Raw genomic sequence first — 18,981 nt, 5'->3', positions numbered from 1 at the left:
TGAGGCAAGAAAACAAAATCTTTAGATCGAACTAGAAAAAGGTGCCCTTGGCACCTTTTTCTAGTTCCTTCTATCTTTATTCATTTAACTCAATCATTCGCTTTAAAAACGAGCTACTATAAGTCGTTCCGTCAAGCTGATCAAGTATCCAAGCTTCTTCTTCTTTAAGCCAATCTCGTATGTCGCGTACCGCCTTTTCATGATCGTCAATCGTTATGTGTTGATAAATATCCTTCGTTTTTTTTAAGTTGTTTTCTTCAAGTGTCGTATGTAATGTTTTTAACCCCAGCTGCGCTCGCTCTGGATGATAATGGTAAAGCAACACTCTGGAATAATGCATCATAACGTGATGCAACATATGAACTGACCAAATGTCATTTCCTCTTCTTCTGGACTTTTCATATTGAAATAAAAAAAATGCCGTATCATCTACATGGTTAATAAACTCTTGTTTTGATAAGGTTAACTGTTCGTTAAAATCACTTAGACATCCTTGTGGATCGTAAAGCACTCTACAAAAATCTTTCTCAATGAACGATTCAGCTGTCACTGTAAACAAATCAAGGTGCAACAAATTATCAAACACGGCTATCACTTGTGGCGCAATAATAAAGATTTCATCATAGAACAGAAGTTTACTATAAACTTCCAAATAACTTTTTCGCTTTTTTAGAAAAGCCTCCATGTCTTCCTCATTAACGAGACAATAGAGATCCACATCTGAATTCTCATCATGCTCGTTTCGCCCCATCGATCCTTTAAGAAAAATGGCTTTAACAAGCGGATCCTCTTTTAGATGATTTGTAATGACTCTTACTGCTTCTTCCTGTTTCAACTTTCTAACCCCCATCCATCATCAAAATTAATTATATTTCTAGTGAAAAAAGACAGCTGATAAACAAGAAAGAAGAGTGCTTAAGCGCACTCCTCACCCCAGTTTATAGCCATTCTTTACTTTTTGATCGGGCTGTATCAAAACCACACCATTATCCCCATACACACCTAGAACAAGTACTTCTGACATAAAATCGGCAATCTGCCGGGGCGGAAAGTTTACGACAGCCATCACTTGTTTACCAATTAAATCTTCAACTTCATAAAGATCTTTGATCTGGGCACTGGACTTCTTTATACCAATTTCCTCACCAAGATCCACTTTTAATTGATAAGCTGGCTTCTTTGCTTTTTTAAAATCGTTGACTTCAATAACTTCGCCTACTCGAATATCAAGCTTCATAAAATCATCAAACGTTGCCATTCATCTCACCCTGCCTCTATTTACATAAGCTACACTTAATCAGATTCTCGTTCCATGAGCGAATTCCTGCTTAAGCGGTTTTGAACAAATTGCTTAACGGCAAATCGAATTTCATCTTCCGTTTGGTGATTATGTCCAAATAAGTAAGAAGAATAAAGCTCCACAAGAAAGCGATCGGTCTCCTCAAATTGAATCGAATAGAGTTCTGAGAGGGTAAGCGGGTATTGAGAAGTAGCGAAAAAGCGTTCAATGCGAAGGATGTACATAAGATCATTCAGCAGTTCGTAAGGGTTAATTGGCGATACAAATTGATTTAATCGGCTGTCAATCGAGAGCAATAGTGTCATTAAACCAATTTTTATCTCATTTCTTGCAGGAAGAACAAATGGCGTCTCTCCATAGATTTTCAATTGCTCAAAACAAGGGGCTACATATTCTTTCGATCCATCTGCCACCTCATTAAAATCTCTTAAACATACCTCCCTCACATCAAGTGATATACCTGTTAATTCAGGTAGAGAAGGCGATTTTATAAGTGCTTCATTGTAGAAACACCAAATATCTAAATCGGAATGCGGACCTGCTTCTCCCCTTGCAAAGCTTCCTGTGATTACGACGCCTGTTAATAACGGGTGCTTCAATCGATCAACAAGACGTTTGGCGTATTTTTCAATCATTAGTGGAGTGATTAGGGAATGTCGCATCTCATTTTCTCCTTTTCACCGAGAGCCTTAGAAAAAGCTAGCAAGCACGAAGCCGGTGGGTATAATGAAGTGTTCTATCTTACTCTAGTGATCTTCAACGTTCTTGCCTATCAAAAATTGATAAACCGCATCAATCACGTCATCACGATCTTCTCCATGACAAATCAAATGTTTGGAATTCTCCATCATCCTAACCTGTTTCTCATTTGAGCTGATGAGTTCATAGATTGCATCCGCCGTTTTATATGGCACCATCCCATCAAGCTTCCCCTGAAGAATGATCGTTGGTGTTAAAACATTCTCAAACGAAGGCTTAAGATGTTGAACAAGTTTACGAAATTCTAATGAAGCAACGAAAGGTGTCCTTTTCACCTTCTGACTATAGCGAATAAACAATTCATTTCTAAGAAGTCTTCCCCTACAAAGGTCCGTTACCATCCCTCCAATATCTTTGATCATCTGGATAGGATGAATATAGTGAATTGCTGCACTTAATAAAACTAACTTATCCACTTGATACTTTGTCGCTAAATAACCAGCGAGAACACCACCCATAGAAAAGCCGATAAGGTATATAGTGTCGCATAGCTCTAGTAAGTGTTGGAGATGGGCTTCAGCCGTGTCAATCCATTGCTGAAAAGTAATACCTCGAAGCGAATCCTCTTCCCCATGCCCTGGAAGAATTGGAGACGAAATAATCCAATTTGTATTTTCGCGAAAATAATTTGCTAGTGGTTCAACTTCATAGGGTGCACCAGTAAAACCATGTATAAGCAAACAACCCGTCATATTCGCTCCCTCACCTTTCCTCCTGAAGTTTATTTTTATAATACCACCAGGAGGAAAAAGTTAACCGCTTGTTATCCTGTTTTAAGATTGATTACTTATTGCCTTGAGGTCTTGGATCCTTTACCAAAATGAATCGTTAAAGCTGGACTCTGCTCCTCTTCTCGAAGCGATGTGGAACAATTAGGACAAATGATCGCTTTAGAAGGAATGGGCGTACAGCAATAGGGACATTCCTTTCGAGTCATCGAATTGATAGGATCCTGTCCAGGTTTACGCCATCTGTTTAATTGACGAACAACAAGAAATACAGAAAAAAAGATGATCAAAAAACGAATGGAAGTTGTAAGAAATACACCATAATTAATCGTAGCTGCTCCTGCTTCTTTCGCATCGGATAGAGAGGGATAATAGTGACCATTTAAACTGATATATAAATCTGCAAAATTGATCTGCGCTAGTAATAAACCGACTGGTGGCAGAATAATATCCGAAACGAGTGATTCAATAAATCGACTAAAGGCTGCACCAAGAACAATCCCTATCCCCATATCAGCCGCATTTCCTCTAATAGCAAAGTGACGGAATTCATTTAATAGACCGATGGGAACCCACTCCTTTAACCTCGCTCTACACAATATGTATGCTTCATTCATACAAGCTATGAATTTTTTTAATGGTTGTAATTTTTCTATAATTTTTTCTAAAAGCGTCGCAAGCCTGATAGATGGTATAATGTTTCTTTGCGACTATAGTCTAACATCAAGGAGTGAACAATCATGACATTTGCACTAGCCTGGTCAAAGGCGAATCCCTTAATAGAGGATCCAATGGCTGTCTTTGTCTATCTAACGGTTGTCGTTGGACTCATCTTTATGCTTGGCGAATCAAAAAACACCGTCTTGCAAAAGATTTTTCATTACGCACCTCCGTTAATTTGGACATACTTTATTCCAATGCTATCAACGACCTTTGCTATCATCCCTCAAGAGTCAACGTTGTATGGCTTTGTTTCCACGTATATTCTTCCTGTCGGATTACTGCTGTTACTGTTATCAGCAAACGTTCCAGCTACACTCCGATTAGGACCAAAAGCATTACTTATGTTCCTAGCTGGTACAATTGGGGTTATTATCGGTGGACCGATTGCACTTGCTATTTTCCAACCATGGTTACCAGCCGATGCCTGGACGGGAGTTGCGGCACTTGCAGGAAGCTGGATTGGTGGATCAGCGAACATGGCTGCCATGATTGAAGCAGTAGGAACACCCAAAGAAATTCTGTCCCCTATTATCGTTGTTGATACGGTAGTTGGTTATAGCTGGATGGGGATTATGATTTTCCTTGCAGGGTTCCAGCATAAATTCAATAAATGGAACAAAGCGGATGATTCCGTCATCCAAAGCGTGAATAAAGAAATGAACGATATTCAACGTAAGAATGAACGCCCTATTCAAGTTCCGCAACTACTAGGTTTACTTGGACTTGCTTTCGGTGTCTCTTACATCGTATTGAAACTATCAGAGAATCTTCCGCAGTCGGCCGTTCTTTCTACAACAACGTGGACTGTTATGATTATTTCGGCAATCGGTATCGCATTCTCTTTCACCCCTGTGAAAAAATTAGAGGGGTATGGTGCAAGTAAAGTCGGCTATACGGCCATTTATCTTTTACTTGCAACAATAGGGGCAAGAGCTGATCTTGCTTATGTCGTTGATTCACCTCAATACGTTCTTATGGGTATTGTTTGGCTCAGTATTCATATCCTCGTTATTTTCATTGCAGCACGATTGCTGCGCGCCCCGCTTTTCTTTGTCGCCGTAGGTTCACAAGGAAATATTGGTGGGACGAGCTCCGCTCCAATTGTGGCTTCTGTCTTTCAGCCTTCACTTGCTCCGGTTGGACTTTTGATGGGAATTGTAGGTAACGTTGTTGGTAGCTACGCAGCTGTTCTCTGTGCACAATTAGCAAAAATGGTTGCCACAATGTTTTAGCTTCTAAAAAAATCCGTCCTCTTGTTTCTGAGGACGGATTTTTCTATACCTTTATCCTTGTGATGTAGGACGAACGAGTACTTCGTTAATGGATACACTGTCAGGTTGACCAACAGCATAATAGATTGCATCCGCAATGGCTTGTGGATCTAAAGGATCCAGACCATTAGGACCACGATTGTTTAACTTCTCCTGTACATCTTCATCTGTAATGGTGTTTGTTAATTCTGTTGCAACTGCCCCTGGAGAGATAATCGTTGCACGAATGTTTGAAGAAGGAGACATTTCTTTACGAAGTCCTTCTGTAATCGCTCGCACCGCAAATTTCGTACCGCAATACACAGCACCAGCCGGCATGATTTCATGACCTGCAACAGAAGATACGTTGATAATGTGGCCGGATTTTCTTTCCTCCATATGAGGAAGAACGCCAGCAATACCGTAGAGAACACCCTTTATGTTCACATCTACCATCTTATCCCACTCATCAATTTTCAGTTTGTTCATGAAGGATAGTGGCATCAATCCTGCGTTATTAATTATGACATCGATCTGTCCATACTGCTCAATCGTTTTATCAGCCAGAGCTTGCATTTGCTCTCTTGACGTCACATCCGTTTTTTGAATGATGGCTTCTCCACCGCTATTTGTAATTTCTTTCTTCAATTCTTCAAGGCGATCCTCACGTCGCGCAGCAAGAACAACTTTCGCCCCATCTCCTGCAAGTTTCTTCGCCGTTGCTTCACCAATTCCACTACTTGCTCCAGTAATAATGACAACTTTTCCATTAATATGACTCATGATGATCCACCTTTCCTTTTATCTACATCTTATCTACATCTTTCTAGTTCCCGGTTGTATCACTCGTAAACATTCAGATGTGCCACAAAAAAAGCACCCGCTATAGGTGCTTTCTCTAGTTACTTATTTTTTTCTATCCATTGCTTAAACGTTTCTTCTGTTTGAGTTCCAACAATGCGATCGACTTCTTTTCCATCTTTAAATCGGACAAGGGTAGGCGTCGATTCAATTTGATAATCATTCCAACCCTGTTCGAATTCCAGCACATTGTACTTCTTTAGGTCAATATCCATATCTTCAGCGAGTGGCACAAGGATCGGAGAGGTGTTTTTACAATGAATACACGTTGGACTATAGAAATAAACGAATGCATCTTCTTCGTTCGAAAGGGTTTTATCAAGCTCATCTGGAAGAATTTGATTTTGATAAAGCGGATCATCGAGCTGATCAATTGTTGCTGGATTTAACGAGTCTTTCCCGTATGGATTTCCCTCTTCTTTTTCGCTATTGCTTAAATTTGTAACAAATGCGAGCGCTCCAAATAACACAATAATAATACCAAGAAAAATAATGGCTTTCTTCATACGTTTTTCTCCTTTTTTGTCTGCTTATTTAACAACAACATGATAATCGTAATGGAAAGAAAAGCGATGAATGCTAGAAACGGAATCGTGATAAATCCGGCATAGTTAATATACTGTCCGGTACATGGAACTCTCCCGCAAGCGGGCGCTGACTCTGCAAAAAAAGATGTTTTTTGAATCAAATAATGATAAAGAGAAACACATGAACCAATGACCGATAACGGCAAGACATATAGCCATTGTGACGCATCTTTTCTTACCATAGCCATTCCAAGGATAATAACTAAAGGATACATAAGAATTCGTTGATACCAGCATAGTTCACATGGTTCATATTTAAGGACTTCGGAAAAATACAAACTTCCAGCAAGGGCAAGAACGGAAGCAGCCCATGCGCCGAATAACAAATACTCACTTTTTTGCTCAGATTTCACAGCTGTACCCCTCTTCTTTTCACACCAAAATGTAGTTCCATTATACACCACACCAAACGACTTTTAAAAAGATGAAACGTGACAATACAATTACAAAGCCGACTCCTTAAGGAGTCGGCTTTGAACCTATTCAATAATTTGTAATTCTTTTGGATACTTCGTTAATGTCTCGTGTCCATTCTCAGTAACGAGCACATCATCTTCAATTCTTACCCCACCAACGTCCGGTAAATAAACGCCAGGCTCAATGGTGTAAGTCATTCCTTCTTGTAGCAAGCTATCGTTTTTCTCACTCATGGATGGAAACTCGTGTACTTCTATGCCGATACCATGACCGATTCGATGCGGAAAATAATCTCCGTATCCTGCATTTGAAATAACATTTCGAGCAGCAAGATCAATATCGCCAAGTCGAGTTCCTGGCTTTGAGATATGAAGTGATTCCGTTTGAGCACGCAAGACGGTATCATAAATTTCTTTTTGTTTCTCATTCACTTCACCGAACGCGACTGTCCGAGTGATATCAGAGCAATAGCCGTTTAGTACCACACCAAGATCAAATAAAACGAAATCCCCTTTCTTCAATTGACGATCCCCAGGGTTACCATGAGGTTGACCTGATTTTTCTCCGAATAGCACCATCGTTGAAAAGGACATTTCACGGATGCCTTTCTTTTTCAATTCAAATTCAATCGTAGCGAGGACTTCCATTTCAGTAACACCTTCGCGTAAAGCTTTCACTCCCGTTTCTACACCAAAATCGGCGAGTGCGGCTGCTTCACGCAATACTTCAATTTCTTTCTCATCTTTAATAAGACGAAATTGATTCAGTCCAAGCTCTGCGGAATGATATTTCAAACCTGGAAAACGATCCTGCAATTCTTCAGCACGCTCATAAGCAAGCGTTCCTTTTTCAATTGAAGCACTTTTAGGTTCATGAACACCTCGTTTTTTCAAAGCCTCATAAATAAAATCAAAAGGATTTTCTGAATCACTATACCCGATGATCTCATATTCCCATCCTGCGTCTCGTGCTTGGGAAACTTCCATTCCAGGTACTACAAGAAATGGTTCATGATCAGGTACAATAAAAAGACCAAGTAACCTTTCATGTGGTTCACAGTGGAAATTTGATAAATAAAAAACATTTGAAGGTGAATGAATGTAAGCAAAGTCTTGATTTTGTTCACTAAGCCATTCTGTCATTTTGGATAAACGTACGTTCATAGTGCCACTTCCTTTTATAAAAATTAAGCTTGTTCCCGCTTTCCCTCTCCTAGCTTATCATAAGTGAATTCCGCTCACTTATCCAACGCACAAAAAACCCTGCAATCTAAGCAGGGTTTGTCGGATCTATTCTAGTTCTTTCGCAAAGCTTGGCTTAATAAGACCAGTGTCTTCAAAAACCTTACCCATTTTATCTTCAAACGCTGTAAAATGCTCTGCTGCCTTTTCTTGTACGGAAGGATCTTCAATATCTGCTTGCTCTGCTCGAATGTTATAAACCTGTGTTAACTCATCAAATGAGCTCTCAATTTCTTCTTTTGATTCATCCAATTCAGCTGGCACAGATAAACCCTCAATGCCATCTATCGTTGCTTTACTCGCTTCAACAGCATGACCTTTTAATTCCTCAAGTTCTTCTTTAGAAGGCTTTTCTGCCTCAGGGGTTTCACTATCAAGAAAAGTGGCCTTTGCTGATTCGTAAGCGACAATCTTGTCATTATTCTCCTTTAAGACACTCACGACCTCTGCTTGAAAATCAAGTAGAACACTTTTCGTATCTGCTTGCTCTGCTTCTCCGCTTGTTTCATTTTCACTGTTTGTATTTGAACCACATGCTGCTACGACTAGAAGCATGGATAAACTTAAAACAGATAATAACTTCTTCATATAATAATCCCCCTATTAATGTTTACTTCCAAAAAATAGTTTAGCACTAAATTTTAATTTGTAAATGAGAATAAATGGATTAAAACCTCTTCTGAAGCTTGATATAGTAAGGGTATTGTATAATTATAAAAACAGACAAATAAAAATAGCTGCCGGCGTTGGCAGCTACGATCCTCAAACAATTGGAGAAGGGGGAACTTCTTTAGCTTTGTTTGAATTATATAGGACAAATTGTGTCGGGGAACACCATGTCTCTTATCTTCTATATTGATAATGATAATCTTTATCAATTAAAAAGTCAATAACTTTTCTTAAATGCGATTGGCGGTGTTGATTCGTATGCGCTCGTTTTCTTCTCACGGCTATAGCCACTTTTTACAGCCTCTGCTCTAAGAACAAGCGCAAATGTGGTAAACGACAAGAGTAAAATAAAGAAAAACATCGATATTTGTAACGTTTCAACCATTTCATCCACCTCTTATTTAAACGTTTTTTTCATTATAGCACGTGCCAATGATAATGAGAAGCATTATCATTGGCAAAGTGCACATGATGAATAAGACTGTTTTGTTGTGCAAGCGGTTTAATTCGTCTATGATTAAAAAAGCACCTATACAGGAGGATCTAACGATGCAACGCATAAACTTAACAGAAGATTTATCTTTTTCTCGTATTATTCATGGTCTTTGGCGACTGGCTGACTGGAATCAAACAAGTGAAGAAACCCTTTCACTCATTGAGCATAACCTAGAGCGAGGGATTACAACATTTGATCATGCTGATCTTTATGGAAGTTACGAATGTGAAGAGCTTTTCGGGAAAGCACTCGCGCTGAAACCCTCATTGCGCGACCAAATGGAAATCGTAACAAAATGTGGGATTGTCATTGAATCACCCAACAGACCGACACACCAATCACATCATTACAATACAAGTAAAGAGCACATTATTGCATCTGCTGAGCAATCGCTCACCTCACTTGGTATTGACCATATTGATGTTCTCTTAATTCATCGTCCGGATCCGTTTATGGACCCAGAACAAGTGGCTGAAGCCTTTTCTACATTAAAACAAGAAGGAAAAGTTCGTCACTTTGGCGTTTCCAATTTTAAACATCACCAATTTAATATGCTCCAGTCATATGTGGAGCAACCTTTAATTACAAACCAGCTTGAGCTTTCTGCTTATAACCTTGAGAATTTTGAGGATGGCACCCTTAACCTCTGTCAAGAAAAGCGAATGAAGCCGATGGCGTGGTCTCCTCTTGCTGGTGGGAATGTATTCACATCGAATGACGAAAAAGCCGTGCGTCTACGTGAGACGGTCAAAAAAGTCGCTTCTGAAATCGGAGCAGAAGGTATGGACCAAGTTCTTTATGCATGGCTCCTTAACCATCCCGCAAACATTATGCCAATTGTGGGCTCTGGCAAACCAGAACGCATTGATAGTGCAGTAGATGCCCTATCGTATTCATTAACTCGTGATCAGTGGTTTGAAATCCTTACTAGTTCAATGGGGTATGATATTCCATAAGTAGTACTCCTATTCGAAATCTATTCCTTTTTTTAAAAAATACATAAAAACGCCTCCTCAAATGAAGAGGCGTTTTTTGTAAGTCAATAAAATTAAACAAACGTTTATTTAACGCTAGTAGTTTGCATTTTGTTATGGCGATTTTCTTTCTAAGGCATGCTCTCATCAATCATTTCAAATCCTGGAATCATTTGAGATAGTGGCACAATCACCGCTTCACTCTTATACATTGGAATAAATTCGTTTAACACCGCCACCATTTTCTCTCCGGCTATCCCCACATGACCGATCGCGATATGAGCTTGGTCATCTTTAAGCTTTTTCGCAAGTTCTTGAGCCTTCTTACTCATATGCTGAATTGTGTATACATCATCAAAGAAGAGTTCGTTTTCAAGATAAGGTACCCCAATTTCATCTGCTAGCTCTGGAATAACGCTGCTCCCTGTGGTTTTGCTATCTAAATAATAGAGACCATTTTCTCGACATACTTCAAGAACAATCCTCATCACTCTTTCATCAGCTGTCGCTTTCGACCCCATATGATGATTCATACCAACTGCATGAGGCACAGCGTCTATTGCAGCCTTTACACGCTTCTCAATTTCTTCATCAGACAAGTCCGTTGTAATCGCGCCTGGTCCCAACCAACTCTTCTTTCCTTTCAATGGCTCCATCGGAATATGCACAATTACTTCATGACCAAATTTATGCGCTTCTTCTGCATCTTTTTCTGTCGTTTCCAGAAATGGCATGATGGCAACAGTTAAGGTGACAGGAAGTCGTAGCATCTCTTCCGTCCCCCCCATATCATTTCCAAAATCATCAATCACGATGGCGAGCTCCCTGTTCTCTTCTGCCGATACTTGAACCGGAACGAGCATAAGCAATAACAATACATAAACCCACTTTTTCACACTCTCACACCCTTTTTCTTTTAGTATCCCCTAAGGAAAATACTTCATGAATGGAGAGGTCAATTTATTGCTTTTGCAAGGGATCTGCATGAAAATAGAAACAGAAGAGAAAGGAGTTTATGTATGAATGTGGAGAGTTATTTAGAGCGAGTGAACATAAACCATGTGCAGGTGGACCTTCATTCTCTTCAGTTACTTCAGCGAAATCACATGCTCCGTATCCCCTTTGAAAACCTTGATATTTCTCAAAAAAAACGGATCGATTTAAATCGTGAAAAAATGTATGACAAAATCATAAAAAAGAAGCGCGGTGGACTTTGCTTCGAGCTAAACCCGCTTTTTAACTGGCTTCTTACGCAACTTGGATTTACAACTACTTTGATTACAGGGACTGTCGCAATCGATGAAAACACATGGGGGAAAGAAAATACCCATTTAACGAACCTTGTCAAAATTGAAGAAACAACTTACTTAGCAGATGTAGGATTCGGAAACTCAAGTCACATTCCAATTCCTCTTTCAGGGGAGATCGTTAATGATGGCTTTCATCGCTATCGAATGGTTCAGCATACAAAAAAAATATATGATCTCCAACAAGCTCTAAGTAAAGGATGGAAGACTCAAATTCGTTTTTCTACTGAACCTCGAACGCTGAGTGAGTATGAACCATTAAGCACTTTTATTCAAACAAATCCTCATTCACCATTTGCCAATCATACGTTAGTCACAATTGAGACAAACGATGGCAGAATCACGCTAACAAAAGATGCACTTATTATCACGAAGAATAATCAAAAAACAGTTTTTGATGTAAACGAAAATGAATGGCATCATTTATATGATAGCTATTTCACATAACCTCCTTCGCTTTTCATAAAGAGAGAGGTTTTTCAGCTTTCAATCAAGGGCATAGTAAAGATAGACTACAAGAAAAGCATACTAAGGAGAGACAAACATGGAATCTAAATATATTCGTGAATCACGTGTCGTGAAAACAAGCCACGTATTCCCAGAAGCAACAAATAACCATAACACTTTATTTGGTGGTCAGCTGATGAGAGACATTGATGATATTGCCTCAATTGCAGCTATGCGTCACTGTCGGAGTGAAGTTGTCACAGCCTCCACTGACTCTGTTGACTTTTTACATCCCATTACCCCAGACGACTCTGTTTGTCTTGAAGCCTATGTGACGTTCACTGGAAAGTCTTCCATGGAAGTTTTCGTAAAAGTTATTGCGGAACATCTCCTATCAGGTGAACGACATATCGGAGCAACAGCCTTTCTTACATTTGTAGCCTTGGATGAAAATAAAAAACCAATATCCGTTCCAAAAGTAATTCCTGAATCAGAAGAAGAAAAAAACCTACACGAAACAGCACCAGCAAGAGCAGAAAAACGAAAAGAACACAGACAAGCCAGTAAAGAACTAGCCGGCCTGTTAACCACAGAAAAACCCTGGGAATAACAAAAGCGGAAGTGACCGTTTAGCCTCGACAAGCGCTGGAACCTCATAAAAAGCACACGGTCTTTGTGTGCATTTTATGAGGTGAAGCGATCGAGAGGCTGGTCACTGTAGCTGGATGAAACAAAAGCGGAAGGGTCCTGGAGGCCCGACAAGCGCTGGAGCCATATGAAAAGAACACGCCCTTTGTGTTCATTTCATGTGGTGAAGCGATCGAGGGACTGGGGCCCTGCAGCTAGATGAAACAAAAGCGGAAGTGACCGTTTAGCCTCGACAAGCGCTGGAACCTCATAAAAAGCACACGGTCTTTGTGTGCATTTTATGAGGTGAAGCGATCGAGAGGCTGGTCCCTGCAGCTAGATGTATCAAAAGCAAAAGAGACCCTTTAGGCCCGAAAAATATAGAAAAAACCTAAAAAAGCGACGTCCCATAAACGGAACGTCGCTTTTTCGTATTAAATCCAGTTGTACCCGATCGAGATAATTACTAAAATAAGAACAATACACGCAACCCAAAGCATTTTTGTTGATTCAGCGCGTTTTCTTCTCCCTACAATCATTTCCATAACCCCGATTAACACAATGGCCAGAATTCCTTTTAGGACATAAATCAGTGGAAAACCAAGGATAAAGAGCATCCCGATACCTGTACCAAGCATAATCAGATAAAATAAGCGTTGAATCATCAGCGAAATCTTTTGCTTAGGTGCAAAAAAACTAATCACTAAAAGCAAAACAAGGATCGCCCATGATCCTGAATGAGACTGTAATAAAATATTAAACATGCGTGTTCCCCTTCCCATTAAAAATGGATATGACTCTTGTCATACCCTAATAGTAGAATTGTATTGAAGCTGGCACAAGTCTTAATGCAAAATCGTAACAAAAATATACGAATTCCTCAAAAAAAAGGAGAAGCTCCATACGAGCTTCTCCTTGCCATTAGCTGAGCGCCATTTCTTTATAGTGCTTGCTAATTAAATCAAACAAAATTTCTTCCTCGTTGACGCCTGTAAAAGCAGTAATCGCACTTGAAAGACCCTCATTCTTGATTTTGCTCTGAATCTTAACTGCATCTTCATCTTCTGAGGGATCGAATCGTAATGCTGCTGCAATTCCTTTTGCAAGATAGTTTGGTTCTTTATTTAATTCTGCAAGCTGACGTGCTGGACCAACAAGGCGATCGTTAGGTCCAATTTTACGTATTGGAGCTCGTCCAACGCGAGTCACTTCATCCACTAGATGTGGATTTAGAAAACGACCAAGAATTTTTGTAATGTAAGCCTCATGTGCCTCTTTTTCAAAACCATGCTTATGTTGAAGCAATTCACCAGATTCTTCAAGTGCTTTCTTGACATCATGATAGATATCTTCGGTGTCTAGTGCTTCTTTAATCGTCTCATACCCAGCTTGATAACCAAGATAAGCTGTCATTGCGTGGCCTGTGTTAACTGTGAACAGCTTCCGCTCAATGTAAGGAGCAAGATCTTGAACGTACGTAAGGCCAGCAATATCAGGAACCTCTCCAGCCATCATGGTTTGGTCGACCACCCATTCATAGAAAGGTTCGACCGCAACCATTAACGGATCTTCATGAGTTTGATTCGGAACAATACGATCCACTGCTGCATCTGGGAAGCCAGCGTACTGATCAAGCACTTGACGTTCTCCTGCACCCATTTTTTCTTCCACAGCATTTCGAAGCATTGTACTGCCACCGATCATATTTTCACATGCAATCACATTAACGGGATCTCTTCCATCTGCGATACGTTTTGAAATGCCTTCTTTAATAGCTGAAGAAATTAATTTCAATACGGTCGGACCAACTGCGGTCGTAATAAGGTCAGCTTGATAGATCGCATCGACCACTGCCTCAGGATTTTGTTGGCTGTTAATACCTCTCACACCTTCAATAGCAATTTGCTCCTTATCCTGACCTAGTATTTCAACCGTATAGCGATTTCGTTCATTAAGCTCGTTAATCACAGTCTCATTGATATCTACGAAGCATACTTCATATCCTGATTGAGAAAGAAGCTTTCCAATAAAACCTCTTCCTATATTTCCAGCACCAAAATGAACGGCAAGCATGATTAATTCACCTCGTTAAACATTGAGATTAACGTTTCTTTGGAATCCGCTTGAATCAACTCTTCTACATTTTCTTCTTCAGAACAAACAATGGCAATTTGAGAAAGGATCTCTAAGTGTTCATTATCTTTACCAGCAATCCCAATGATAATCTTCGCAATATTGCCGTCTCCGAAATCGACGCCTTCTCGCAATTGGATGATCGATAGTCCAGAATGCTTCACAGCTTTCTTAGCATCCTCCGTGCCATGGGGAATAGCCACAGAGTTGCCCATGTAAGTCGTTGTGATCTTTTCACGTTCTTGCATTTGTTCAAGGTAGCTTTCATCTACGTATCCGTTGTCTACAAGAATTTGACCAGCCATGCGGATAGCCTCTTCCTTTGTTGCAGCCGTTTCATTTAGTAATACGTTTTCCGTTGATAGAATTTCTTTTGCCATTTTAATCGTCTCCTTTAAATCCTAATTGTTTTTCTACGTAACTTTTCATTTTGTTTGCAAGGTACAATCCAATTGACTCTTGATTGCTCTCCGAAAAAAGGACGATACTTTCATTTGATTCAATGATCAGCGAGCTAATGTAACTCATGATCTCAATGCTTTCCATAGGCAATTCTTCTGGTGCCAATTGTAAAAGAACAGTGTCCATTTCAATGACCGACCCATCCATTGCCTGTCTCTGAATAGGTTCCATTAATCGCACAATTGTAAACACCGGCTTCTTCACTTCAGGTGTTCGCGAATGGAACAATGCAAGTGACGTCTCGGGAATGCCCACCCCACTAATGGCCTCGCGCTTCAGAAGTGCATCTTTAACCTCTGAAGAATGGTTAATAGCATTAACTGTTTCTAGACGTCTACACTCTTCCTCTAACAGCTTCTCTACCTCTTTGTGTTGAGTTTGATTTACTCGGAATAATTCTACTATTGAAGCTGCAGTCTTGCTATATAACTCAACCTTACGAAACCAGGTACTTGCTTCATCGTTTGAATGAAATAAAAATTCCTTCTCGGCCTTAGGCTTTTCAACTATGCTTCTTTTTTTCATCATCGACTTCTTTTGAAGTGTCGAGCGAATACGTGTAGCCTCTTCCTCCGTTAAAAAAGGATTTACTTTTATATACTCACCTTCATATTCAGGGAGAGGAATCGTCGAAACAATCAGATCATAGTTCTCGGGGCTTTCATCTTGTAAATCTAATAGTGAAGCACTTTTGACCGTTTGGATTTCTGGCAATTCCTGTTTCAACCGAGTCGCCAGCATTTTAGATGTTCCGATGCCACTTGAACATACGGCAAGAACATTCACTTCGTTATGTTGAAAGCGGCCCTCAAGAGCTGAACCAAAGTGCAGAACGAGAAAACCAACTTCTTCATCAGGAATAGAAACTCCCGGGAAAATTTCTTTTAACGCTTCTTCAAGCAATTGGAATAAATCAGCGTAATCTGCTTTAATTTTTGTAAGTAGCGGATTATGAATATTCATGTTCTGCCTAACGCGATGTGTAGCAGGACCAAGATGCGTCACTAAACCCTCTAAAAGTGATTCGTTTGTTTCTAAATCCGCATTGAGACGCTGATCTACATAGCGGATTAACTCCTTTGTTTTAACGAGAATCGGATAATTTGCTTCTTCTAAATAATAGTGTCCAGTATTTCTTAATTTCGCTCCACGCAAATGCATGGTAATATAACCGATCTCAGCTTCAGGTATTAAGACACTAAAAGATTCTTCAAGCTTTATAGCGGTTATTTTAGCAAAACCAAACTCCTTCGTATTCTTAAGTGTGCTTAAATACTCTTCATCAATCTCGATCTTTTCACCCTTTTGAATACGCTCAACAGCCAGAGTCAGATGCACAATTAAACCAATATATGCGCTATCAGCGATCATGTATGGTAAATCATTGTTTATATCATCAACGATTGTCTCAACCTTTAAGAGCTTATCTCGATCAACTAAACCTAGTAATCGCTCGGAAGCAGATTCGAGAACATTGCCTTGCGTTTTCTTTTGAATCGACTTCTTTAACAACGTAAAAAAGTCTGAATCATTGAACTCAGAAGCAAGCAGGGAGCTCATGGCGTGCCTCTTCAGGGCTTCAGTCCCTTCAACCTGCACGCCATACCCCCGCCTTCTTATTAATGAAAGCTGCATTCTTTGTAGCCATTCTTCCGCTTTGTCTAAATCATGACTGACTGTAGCAACCGTTACTCGCAAGTCATTCGCTAAACCAATTAATTTAATAGGATCAGCTGATTCTAGCAACTTGCATAGAATCAGCGTCTCCCTTTCTTGTTGCGTGTACTCGGTAATGTTTAGATCAACCAAATAGCTTTTCAACTCATTTCGGTTGAACGCTTCACCATCAATTTGAACCCCAACTCCAGCTTTCTTGTTTAAGGTTAAATCATACTGAGTAAGGATATCCTCTACGCCTACTAAATCACGGTGAACCGTTCGTTCGCTTACCTCAAGTTCTTGAGCGATCCCCTTAACCGTATAATAGTCATTACTCTCTAACAGAAGATGAAGAATTCTTCGTTCCCTTGCTGAAATAAACACATGGTTCACCTCGAATTCTGGCTATACCTACTTTTTAAGTCGATCAACAAGCTCTTCGTATTTCGGGCTGTTCATAAAGTTTGCCACTGAAATATGCTCAGCATCAGGACGTTTTGTTTTTGCCCGATCGGTTAGGTCCTGGTGTGTGACAATTAAATCAGCGTCATCAGGTAAGTTGCTGATCGATGTATTCGTCACTTCAATGTCCTGAAGACCAGCTTTCTTGAACTTGTTACGAAGAACGGACGCACCCATTGCACTTGATCCCATTCCAGCATCACAGGCAAAGACTACTTTATTAATTTCGTTATTATCCACTTGTTTTGGTTCTTCTCGCTTCACTGCTACTTCACCTGCAGAAGTTAATTCAGATACAAGCTCATCATATTTTGGACTGTTCATAAAGTTTTTAACCGAGATGTGATTCGATTCTGGAAGCTTATCCTTTGCACGATCGGTTAAATCCTGGTGCGTTATCACTAGATCAGCATCATTAGGTAGATTGCTAATTGACGTATTCGTAACCTCAATGTCTGTTAACCCAGCTTTTTTGAATTTGTTACGCAATACGGATGCACCCATTGCACTTGAACCCATTCCAGCATCGCATGCAAAAACGACTTTAGCGATATTGCCATAAGAAGATGCTTCTGCTTTTGGCTCTTCCACATTCGTTTTTAGGTTAGAAGATACGCTACTTTTCTTACCTTTCATTGCTTCCATTTTTTCAGTCGCTTCTGAAATATCTTCTCCGCTATCTTTTGAGCGTTTAAGAATAAAGGATGCCACAAGGAAGGAAACAGCGGTTGCCACAACAACGCCTGCTAGTACACCCAGATACCCTCCACGAGGTGTCATAATCATTAGAGCAAAGATACTCCCTGGTGAAGGTGGTGCAATAAGCCCAGCACCGAAAATTGTTAGTGTAAAGACACCACTCATTCCACCAAGTATTGCTGCTAATAGAAGAGCTGGCTTCATTAAGATGTACGGGAAATAAATTTCATGAATACCACCAAAGAAATGAATGATAGCTGCACCAGGCGCAGTTTGTTTTGCAGTTCCTTTTCCAGCAAACCAAAATGCAAGTAAAATTCCAAGACCTGGACCAGGGTTTGATTCTAGTAAAAAGAGAATTGATTTCCCAGTATTAGCTGCTTGCTCAATACCAAGCGGACTCAAAATGCCATGGTTAATGGCGTTATTTAAAAATAGTACTTTCGCTGGTTCAATTAGAATACTTGCAAGAGGTAGAAGTCCTGCATCAACAATCACTTGTACTCCTGCTGCTAATGCTTTGTTCAGACCTAGTACAACCGGTCCAATTGCTATAGATGCTAGTATTGTTAAAATACCGCCGATGATACCTGCTGAAAAGTTATTAACAAGCATTTCAAAACCAGATTTGATTTTCCCATGGATCGCCTGATCAAATTTCTTAATCGCGTACCCACCAAGTGGCCCCATAACCATTGCGCCTAGGAACATCGGAATATCTGCTCCGACGATAACACCCATTGTAGCTGTGGCACCAACTACTCCTCCTCGGCCACCGTGGACAATTTTACCTCCAGTGTAACCAATTAATAGAGGCAGCAAGTAAGTAATCATTGGACCTACCAACTCAGCTAAACTCTCATTTGGCGTCCATCCTGTAGGTATAAATAGTGCCGTAATCAGTCCCCAAGCAATAAACGCGCCAATATTCGGCATAATCATACTGCTTAGAAAACTCCCGAACCGCTGAACTTTTACTTTAAATCCAGATTTCTCTGTGTTTTGTTCACTCATCGTATATCCTCCTTTTCATCTGCACATTAAAAGCGTTTTCATTTTGTTTGTTCGTTTGTAAACTGAATCTTATTATACGAACGCTTTTATAGGACCCTTATCCCCCACGTGCGACTTTCTGTAATTCTTATCATACGAGCGTTTTGGGTCATATACAATGAAATCC

General features: G+C 40.0%; 21 protein-coding genes. 4 read left to right on the top strand and 17 right to left on the bottom strand.

All coding sequences use genetic code 11. The features are described 5' to 3' along the window. Positions 1 to 76: 76 nt before the first annotated feature. The 5 genes from LC090_RS20560 to mscL form a co-directional block, all read right to left on the bottom strand. Positions 77 to 835, bottom strand: coding sequence for a nucleotidyltransferase domain-containing protein (locus LC090_RS20560; protein WP_226660012.1), 759 nt, complete (start codon positions 833 to 835; stop codon positions 77 to 79). 93 nt (positions 836 to 928) lie between these two features. Further along, entirely contained in the window at positions 929 to 1,258 is a 330-nt protein-coding gene (locus LC090_RS20555) for a tRNA-binding protein (RefSeq protein WP_226660011.1), read from the bottom strand. Between the two features lie 35 nt (positions 1,259 to 1,293). Next, positions 1,294 to 1,962: a nucleotidyltransferase domain-containing protein gene (locus LC090_RS20550; protein WP_226660010.1), complete on the bottom strand. Its 669-nt coding sequence runs from the start codon at positions 1,960 to 1,962 to the stop codon at positions 1,294 to 1,296. A gap of 84 nt (positions 1,963 to 2,046) precedes the next feature. Further along, the gene (locus tag LC090_RS20545; protein ID WP_226660009.1) at positions 2,047 to 2,751 is read right to left on the bottom strand and encodes an alpha/beta hydrolase; all 705 of its coding nucleotides are present in this window, start codon (positions 2,749 to 2,751) and stop codon (positions 2,047 to 2,049) included. Positions 2,752 to 2,846: 95 nt separating this feature from the next. Continuing rightward, positions 2,847 to 3,386 carry a large conductance mechanosensitive channel protein MscL gene (mscL, locus tag LC090_RS20540; RefSeq protein WP_255648247.1) on the bottom strand — a complete coding sequence of 180 codons (540 nt, stop codon included), beginning with the start codon at positions 3,384 to 3,386 and terminating at the stop codon, positions 2,847 to 2,849. A 141-nt stretch (positions 3,387 to 3,527) separates the two neighbouring features. On the opposite strand from mscL, the gene LC090_RS20535 reads away from it, so the two are divergent. Then, positions 3,528 to 4,742 (top strand): DUF819 domain-containing protein, encoded by a 1,215-nt coding sequence (locus LC090_RS20535; RefSeq protein ID WP_226660008.1) that lies wholly within the window; start codon positions 3,528 to 3,530, stop codon positions 4,740 to 4,742. Positions 4,743 to 4,793: 51 nt separating this feature from the next. Here LC090_RS20535 and LC090_RS20530 read toward each other — a convergent pair whose 3' ends face one another. The 6 genes from LC090_RS20530 to LC090_RS20505 form a co-directional block, all read right to left on the bottom strand. Then, the gene (locus tag LC090_RS20530) at positions 4,794 to 5,543 is read right to left on the bottom strand and encodes an SDR family oxidoreductase (protein WP_226660007.1); all 750 of its coding nucleotides are present in this window, start codon (positions 5,541 to 5,543) and stop codon (positions 4,794 to 4,796) included. A 119-nt stretch (positions 5,544 to 5,662) separates the two neighbouring features. Continuing rightward, entirely contained in the window at positions 5,663 to 6,127 is a 465-nt protein-coding gene (locus tag LC090_RS20525) for a thioredoxin family protein (protein WP_226660006.1), read from the bottom strand. Then, positions 6,124 to 6,561 carry a disulfide oxidoreductase gene (locus LC090_RS20520; protein ID WP_226660005.1) on the bottom strand — a complete coding sequence of 146 codons (438 nt, stop codon included), beginning with the start codon at positions 6,559 to 6,561 and terminating at the stop codon, positions 6,124 to 6,126. The genes LC090_RS20525 and LC090_RS20520 overlap by 4 nt, the downstream gene beginning before the upstream one ends. Positions 6,562 to 6,687: 126 nt before the next feature. Beyond that, entirely contained in the window at positions 6,688 to 7,788 is a 1,101-nt protein-coding gene (locus LC090_RS20515; protein WP_226660004.1) for a M24 family metallopeptidase, read from the bottom strand. Positions 7,789 to 7,914: 126 nt separating this feature from the next. Continuing rightward, complete coding sequence (locus LC090_RS20510) at positions 7,915 to 8,454, bottom strand: hypothetical protein (protein WP_226660003.1); 540 nt, start codon at positions 8,452 to 8,454, stop codon at positions 7,915 to 7,917. Between the two features lie 298 nt (positions 8,455 to 8,752). After that, positions 8,753 to 8,920, bottom strand: a complete 168-nt coding sequence (locus LC090_RS20505; RefSeq protein ID WP_226660002.1) for a hypothetical protein — start codon at positions 8,918 to 8,920, stop codon at positions 8,753 to 8,755. 164 nt (positions 8,921 to 9,084) lie between these two features. Here LC090_RS20505 and LC090_RS20500 point away from each other — a divergent pair, with 164 nt between their 5' ends. Then, a complete protein-coding gene (locus LC090_RS20500) occupies positions 9,085 to 9,987 on the top strand; it encodes an aldo/keto reductase (protein ID WP_226660001.1) in 903 nt (300 codons plus the stop codon). A 149-nt stretch (positions 9,988 to 10,136) separates the two neighbouring features. On the opposite strand, the gene LC090_RS20495 is transcribed toward LC090_RS20500, so the two are convergent. After that, positions 10,137 to 10,901, bottom strand: a complete 765-nt coding sequence (locus tag LC090_RS20495) for a divergent polysaccharide deacetylase family protein (protein WP_425590682.1) — start codon at positions 10,899 to 10,901, stop codon at positions 10,137 to 10,139. A 123-nt stretch (positions 10,902 to 11,024) separates the two neighbouring features. On the opposite strand from LC090_RS20495, the gene LC090_RS20490 reads away from it, so the two are divergent. Both LC090_RS20490 and LC090_RS20485 read left to right on the top strand, forming a co-directional pair. Next, the gene (locus tag LC090_RS20490) at positions 11,025 to 11,759 is read left to right on the top strand and encodes an arylamine N-acetyltransferase family protein (protein ID WP_226660000.1); all 735 of its coding nucleotides are present in this window, start codon (positions 11,025 to 11,027) and stop codon (positions 11,757 to 11,759) included. A gap of 97 nt (positions 11,760 to 11,856) precedes the next feature. Then, on the top strand, positions 11,857 to 12,369 hold the full coding sequence (locus LC090_RS20485; protein WP_226659999.1) for an acyl-CoA thioesterase: 513 nt from the start codon (positions 11,857 to 11,859) through the stop codon (positions 12,367 to 12,369). A 451-nt stretch (positions 12,370 to 12,820) separates the two neighbouring features. On the opposite strand, the gene LC090_RS20480 is transcribed toward LC090_RS20485, so the two are convergent. From LC090_RS20480 to LC090_RS20460, 5 genes are all read right to left on the bottom strand, one after another. Continuing rightward, positions 12,821 to 13,150 (bottom strand): DUF1516 family protein, encoded by a 330-nt coding sequence (locus LC090_RS20480; RefSeq protein ID WP_226659998.1) that lies wholly within the window; start codon positions 13,148 to 13,150, stop codon positions 12,821 to 12,823. 157 nt (positions 13,151 to 13,307) lie between these two features. Continuing rightward, on the bottom strand, positions 13,308 to 14,459 hold the full coding sequence (locus LC090_RS20475) for a mannitol-1-phosphate 5-dehydrogenase (protein ID WP_226659997.1): 1,152 nt from the start codon (positions 14,457 to 14,459) through the stop codon (positions 13,308 to 13,310). Positions 14,460 to 14,461: 2 nt separating this feature from the next. Then, on the bottom strand, positions 14,462 to 14,899 hold the full coding sequence (locus LC090_RS20470; protein WP_160921705.1) for a PTS sugar transporter subunit IIA: 438 nt from the start codon (positions 14,897 to 14,899) through the stop codon (positions 14,462 to 14,464). Between the two features lies 1 nt (position 14,900). Then, entirely contained in the window at positions 14,901 to 17,024 is a 2,124-nt protein-coding gene (locus LC090_RS22230; RefSeq protein WP_226659996.1) for a BglG family transcription antiterminator, read from the bottom strand. 27 nt (positions 17,025 to 17,051) lie between these two features. After that, complete coding sequence (locus tag LC090_RS20460) at positions 17,052 to 18,815, bottom strand: PTS mannitol-specific transporter subunit IIBC (RefSeq protein WP_226659995.1); 1,764 nt, start codon at positions 18,813 to 18,815, stop codon at positions 17,052 to 17,054. Positions 18,816 to 18,981 lie beyond the last annotated feature (166 nt).

The sequence above is a fragment of the Guptibacillus hwajinpoensis genome (assembly GCF_020524165.1).
GTDB lineage: Bacteria > Bacillota > Bacilli > Bacillales > Guptibacillaceae > Guptibacillus > Guptibacillus hwajinpoensis_D.
This window is presented reverse-complemented; position numbering and strand designations above follow the sequence as displayed.

Coding starts and splice junctions, on each gene's coding strand:
- LC090_RS20555 (WP_226660011.1), bottom strand. CDS start 1,258: ATGGCAACGTTTGATGATTTTATGAAGCTTGATATTCGAGTAGGCGAA.
- LC090_RS20550 (WP_226660010.1), bottom strand. CDS start 1,962: ATGCGACATTCCCTAATCACTCCACTAATGATTGAAAAATACGCCAAA.
- LC090_RS20545 (WP_226660009.1), bottom strand. CDS start 2,751: ATGACGGGTTGTTTGCTTATACATGGTTTTACTGGTGCACCCTATGAA.
- LC090_RS20535 (WP_226660008.1), top strand. CDS start 3,528: ATGACATTTGCACTAGCCTGGTCAAAGGCGAATCCCTTAATAGAGGAT.
- LC090_RS20530 (WP_226660007.1), bottom strand. CDS start 5,543: ATGAGTCATATTAATGGAAAAGTTGTCATTATTACTGGAGCAAGTAGT.
- LC090_RS20525 (WP_226660006.1), bottom strand. CDS start 6,127: ATGAAGAAAGCCATTATTTTTCTTGGTATTATTATTGTGTTATTTGGA.
- LC090_RS20515 (WP_226660004.1), bottom strand. CDS start 7,788: ATGAACGTACGTTTATCCAAAATGACAGAATGGCTTAGTGAACAAAAT.
- LC090_RS20510 (WP_226660003.1), bottom strand. CDS start 8,454: ATGAAGAAGTTATTATCTGTTTTAAGTTTATCCATGCTTCTAGTCGTA.
- LC090_RS20505 (WP_226660002.1), bottom strand. CDS start 8,920: ATGGTTGAAACGTTACAAATATCGATGTTTTTCTTTATTTTACTCTTG.
- LC090_RS20500 (WP_226660001.1), top strand. CDS start 9,085: ATGCAACGCATAAACTTAACAGAAGATTTATCTTTTTCTCGTATTATT.
- LC090_RS20490 (WP_226660000.1), top strand. CDS start 11,025: ATGAATGTGGAGAGTTATTTAGAGCGAGTGAACATAAACCATGTGCAG.
- LC090_RS20485 (WP_226659999.1), top strand. CDS start 11,857: ATGGAATCTAAATATATTCGTGAATCACGTGTCGTGAAAACAAGCCAC.
- LC090_RS20480 (WP_226659998.1), bottom strand. CDS start 13,150: ATGTTTAATATTTTATTACAGTCTCATTCAGGATCATGGGCGATCCTT.
- LC090_RS20475 (WP_226659997.1), bottom strand. CDS start 14,459: ATGCTTGCCGTTCATTTTGGTGCTGGAAATATAGGAAGAGGTTTTATT.
- LC090_RS20470 (WP_160921705.1), bottom strand. CDS start 14,899: ATGGCAAAAGAAATTCTATCAACGGAAAACGTATTACTAAATGAAACG.
- LC090_RS20460 (WP_226659995.1), bottom strand. CDS start 18,815: ATGAGTGAACAAAACACAGAGAAATCTGGATTTAAAGTAAAAGTTCAG.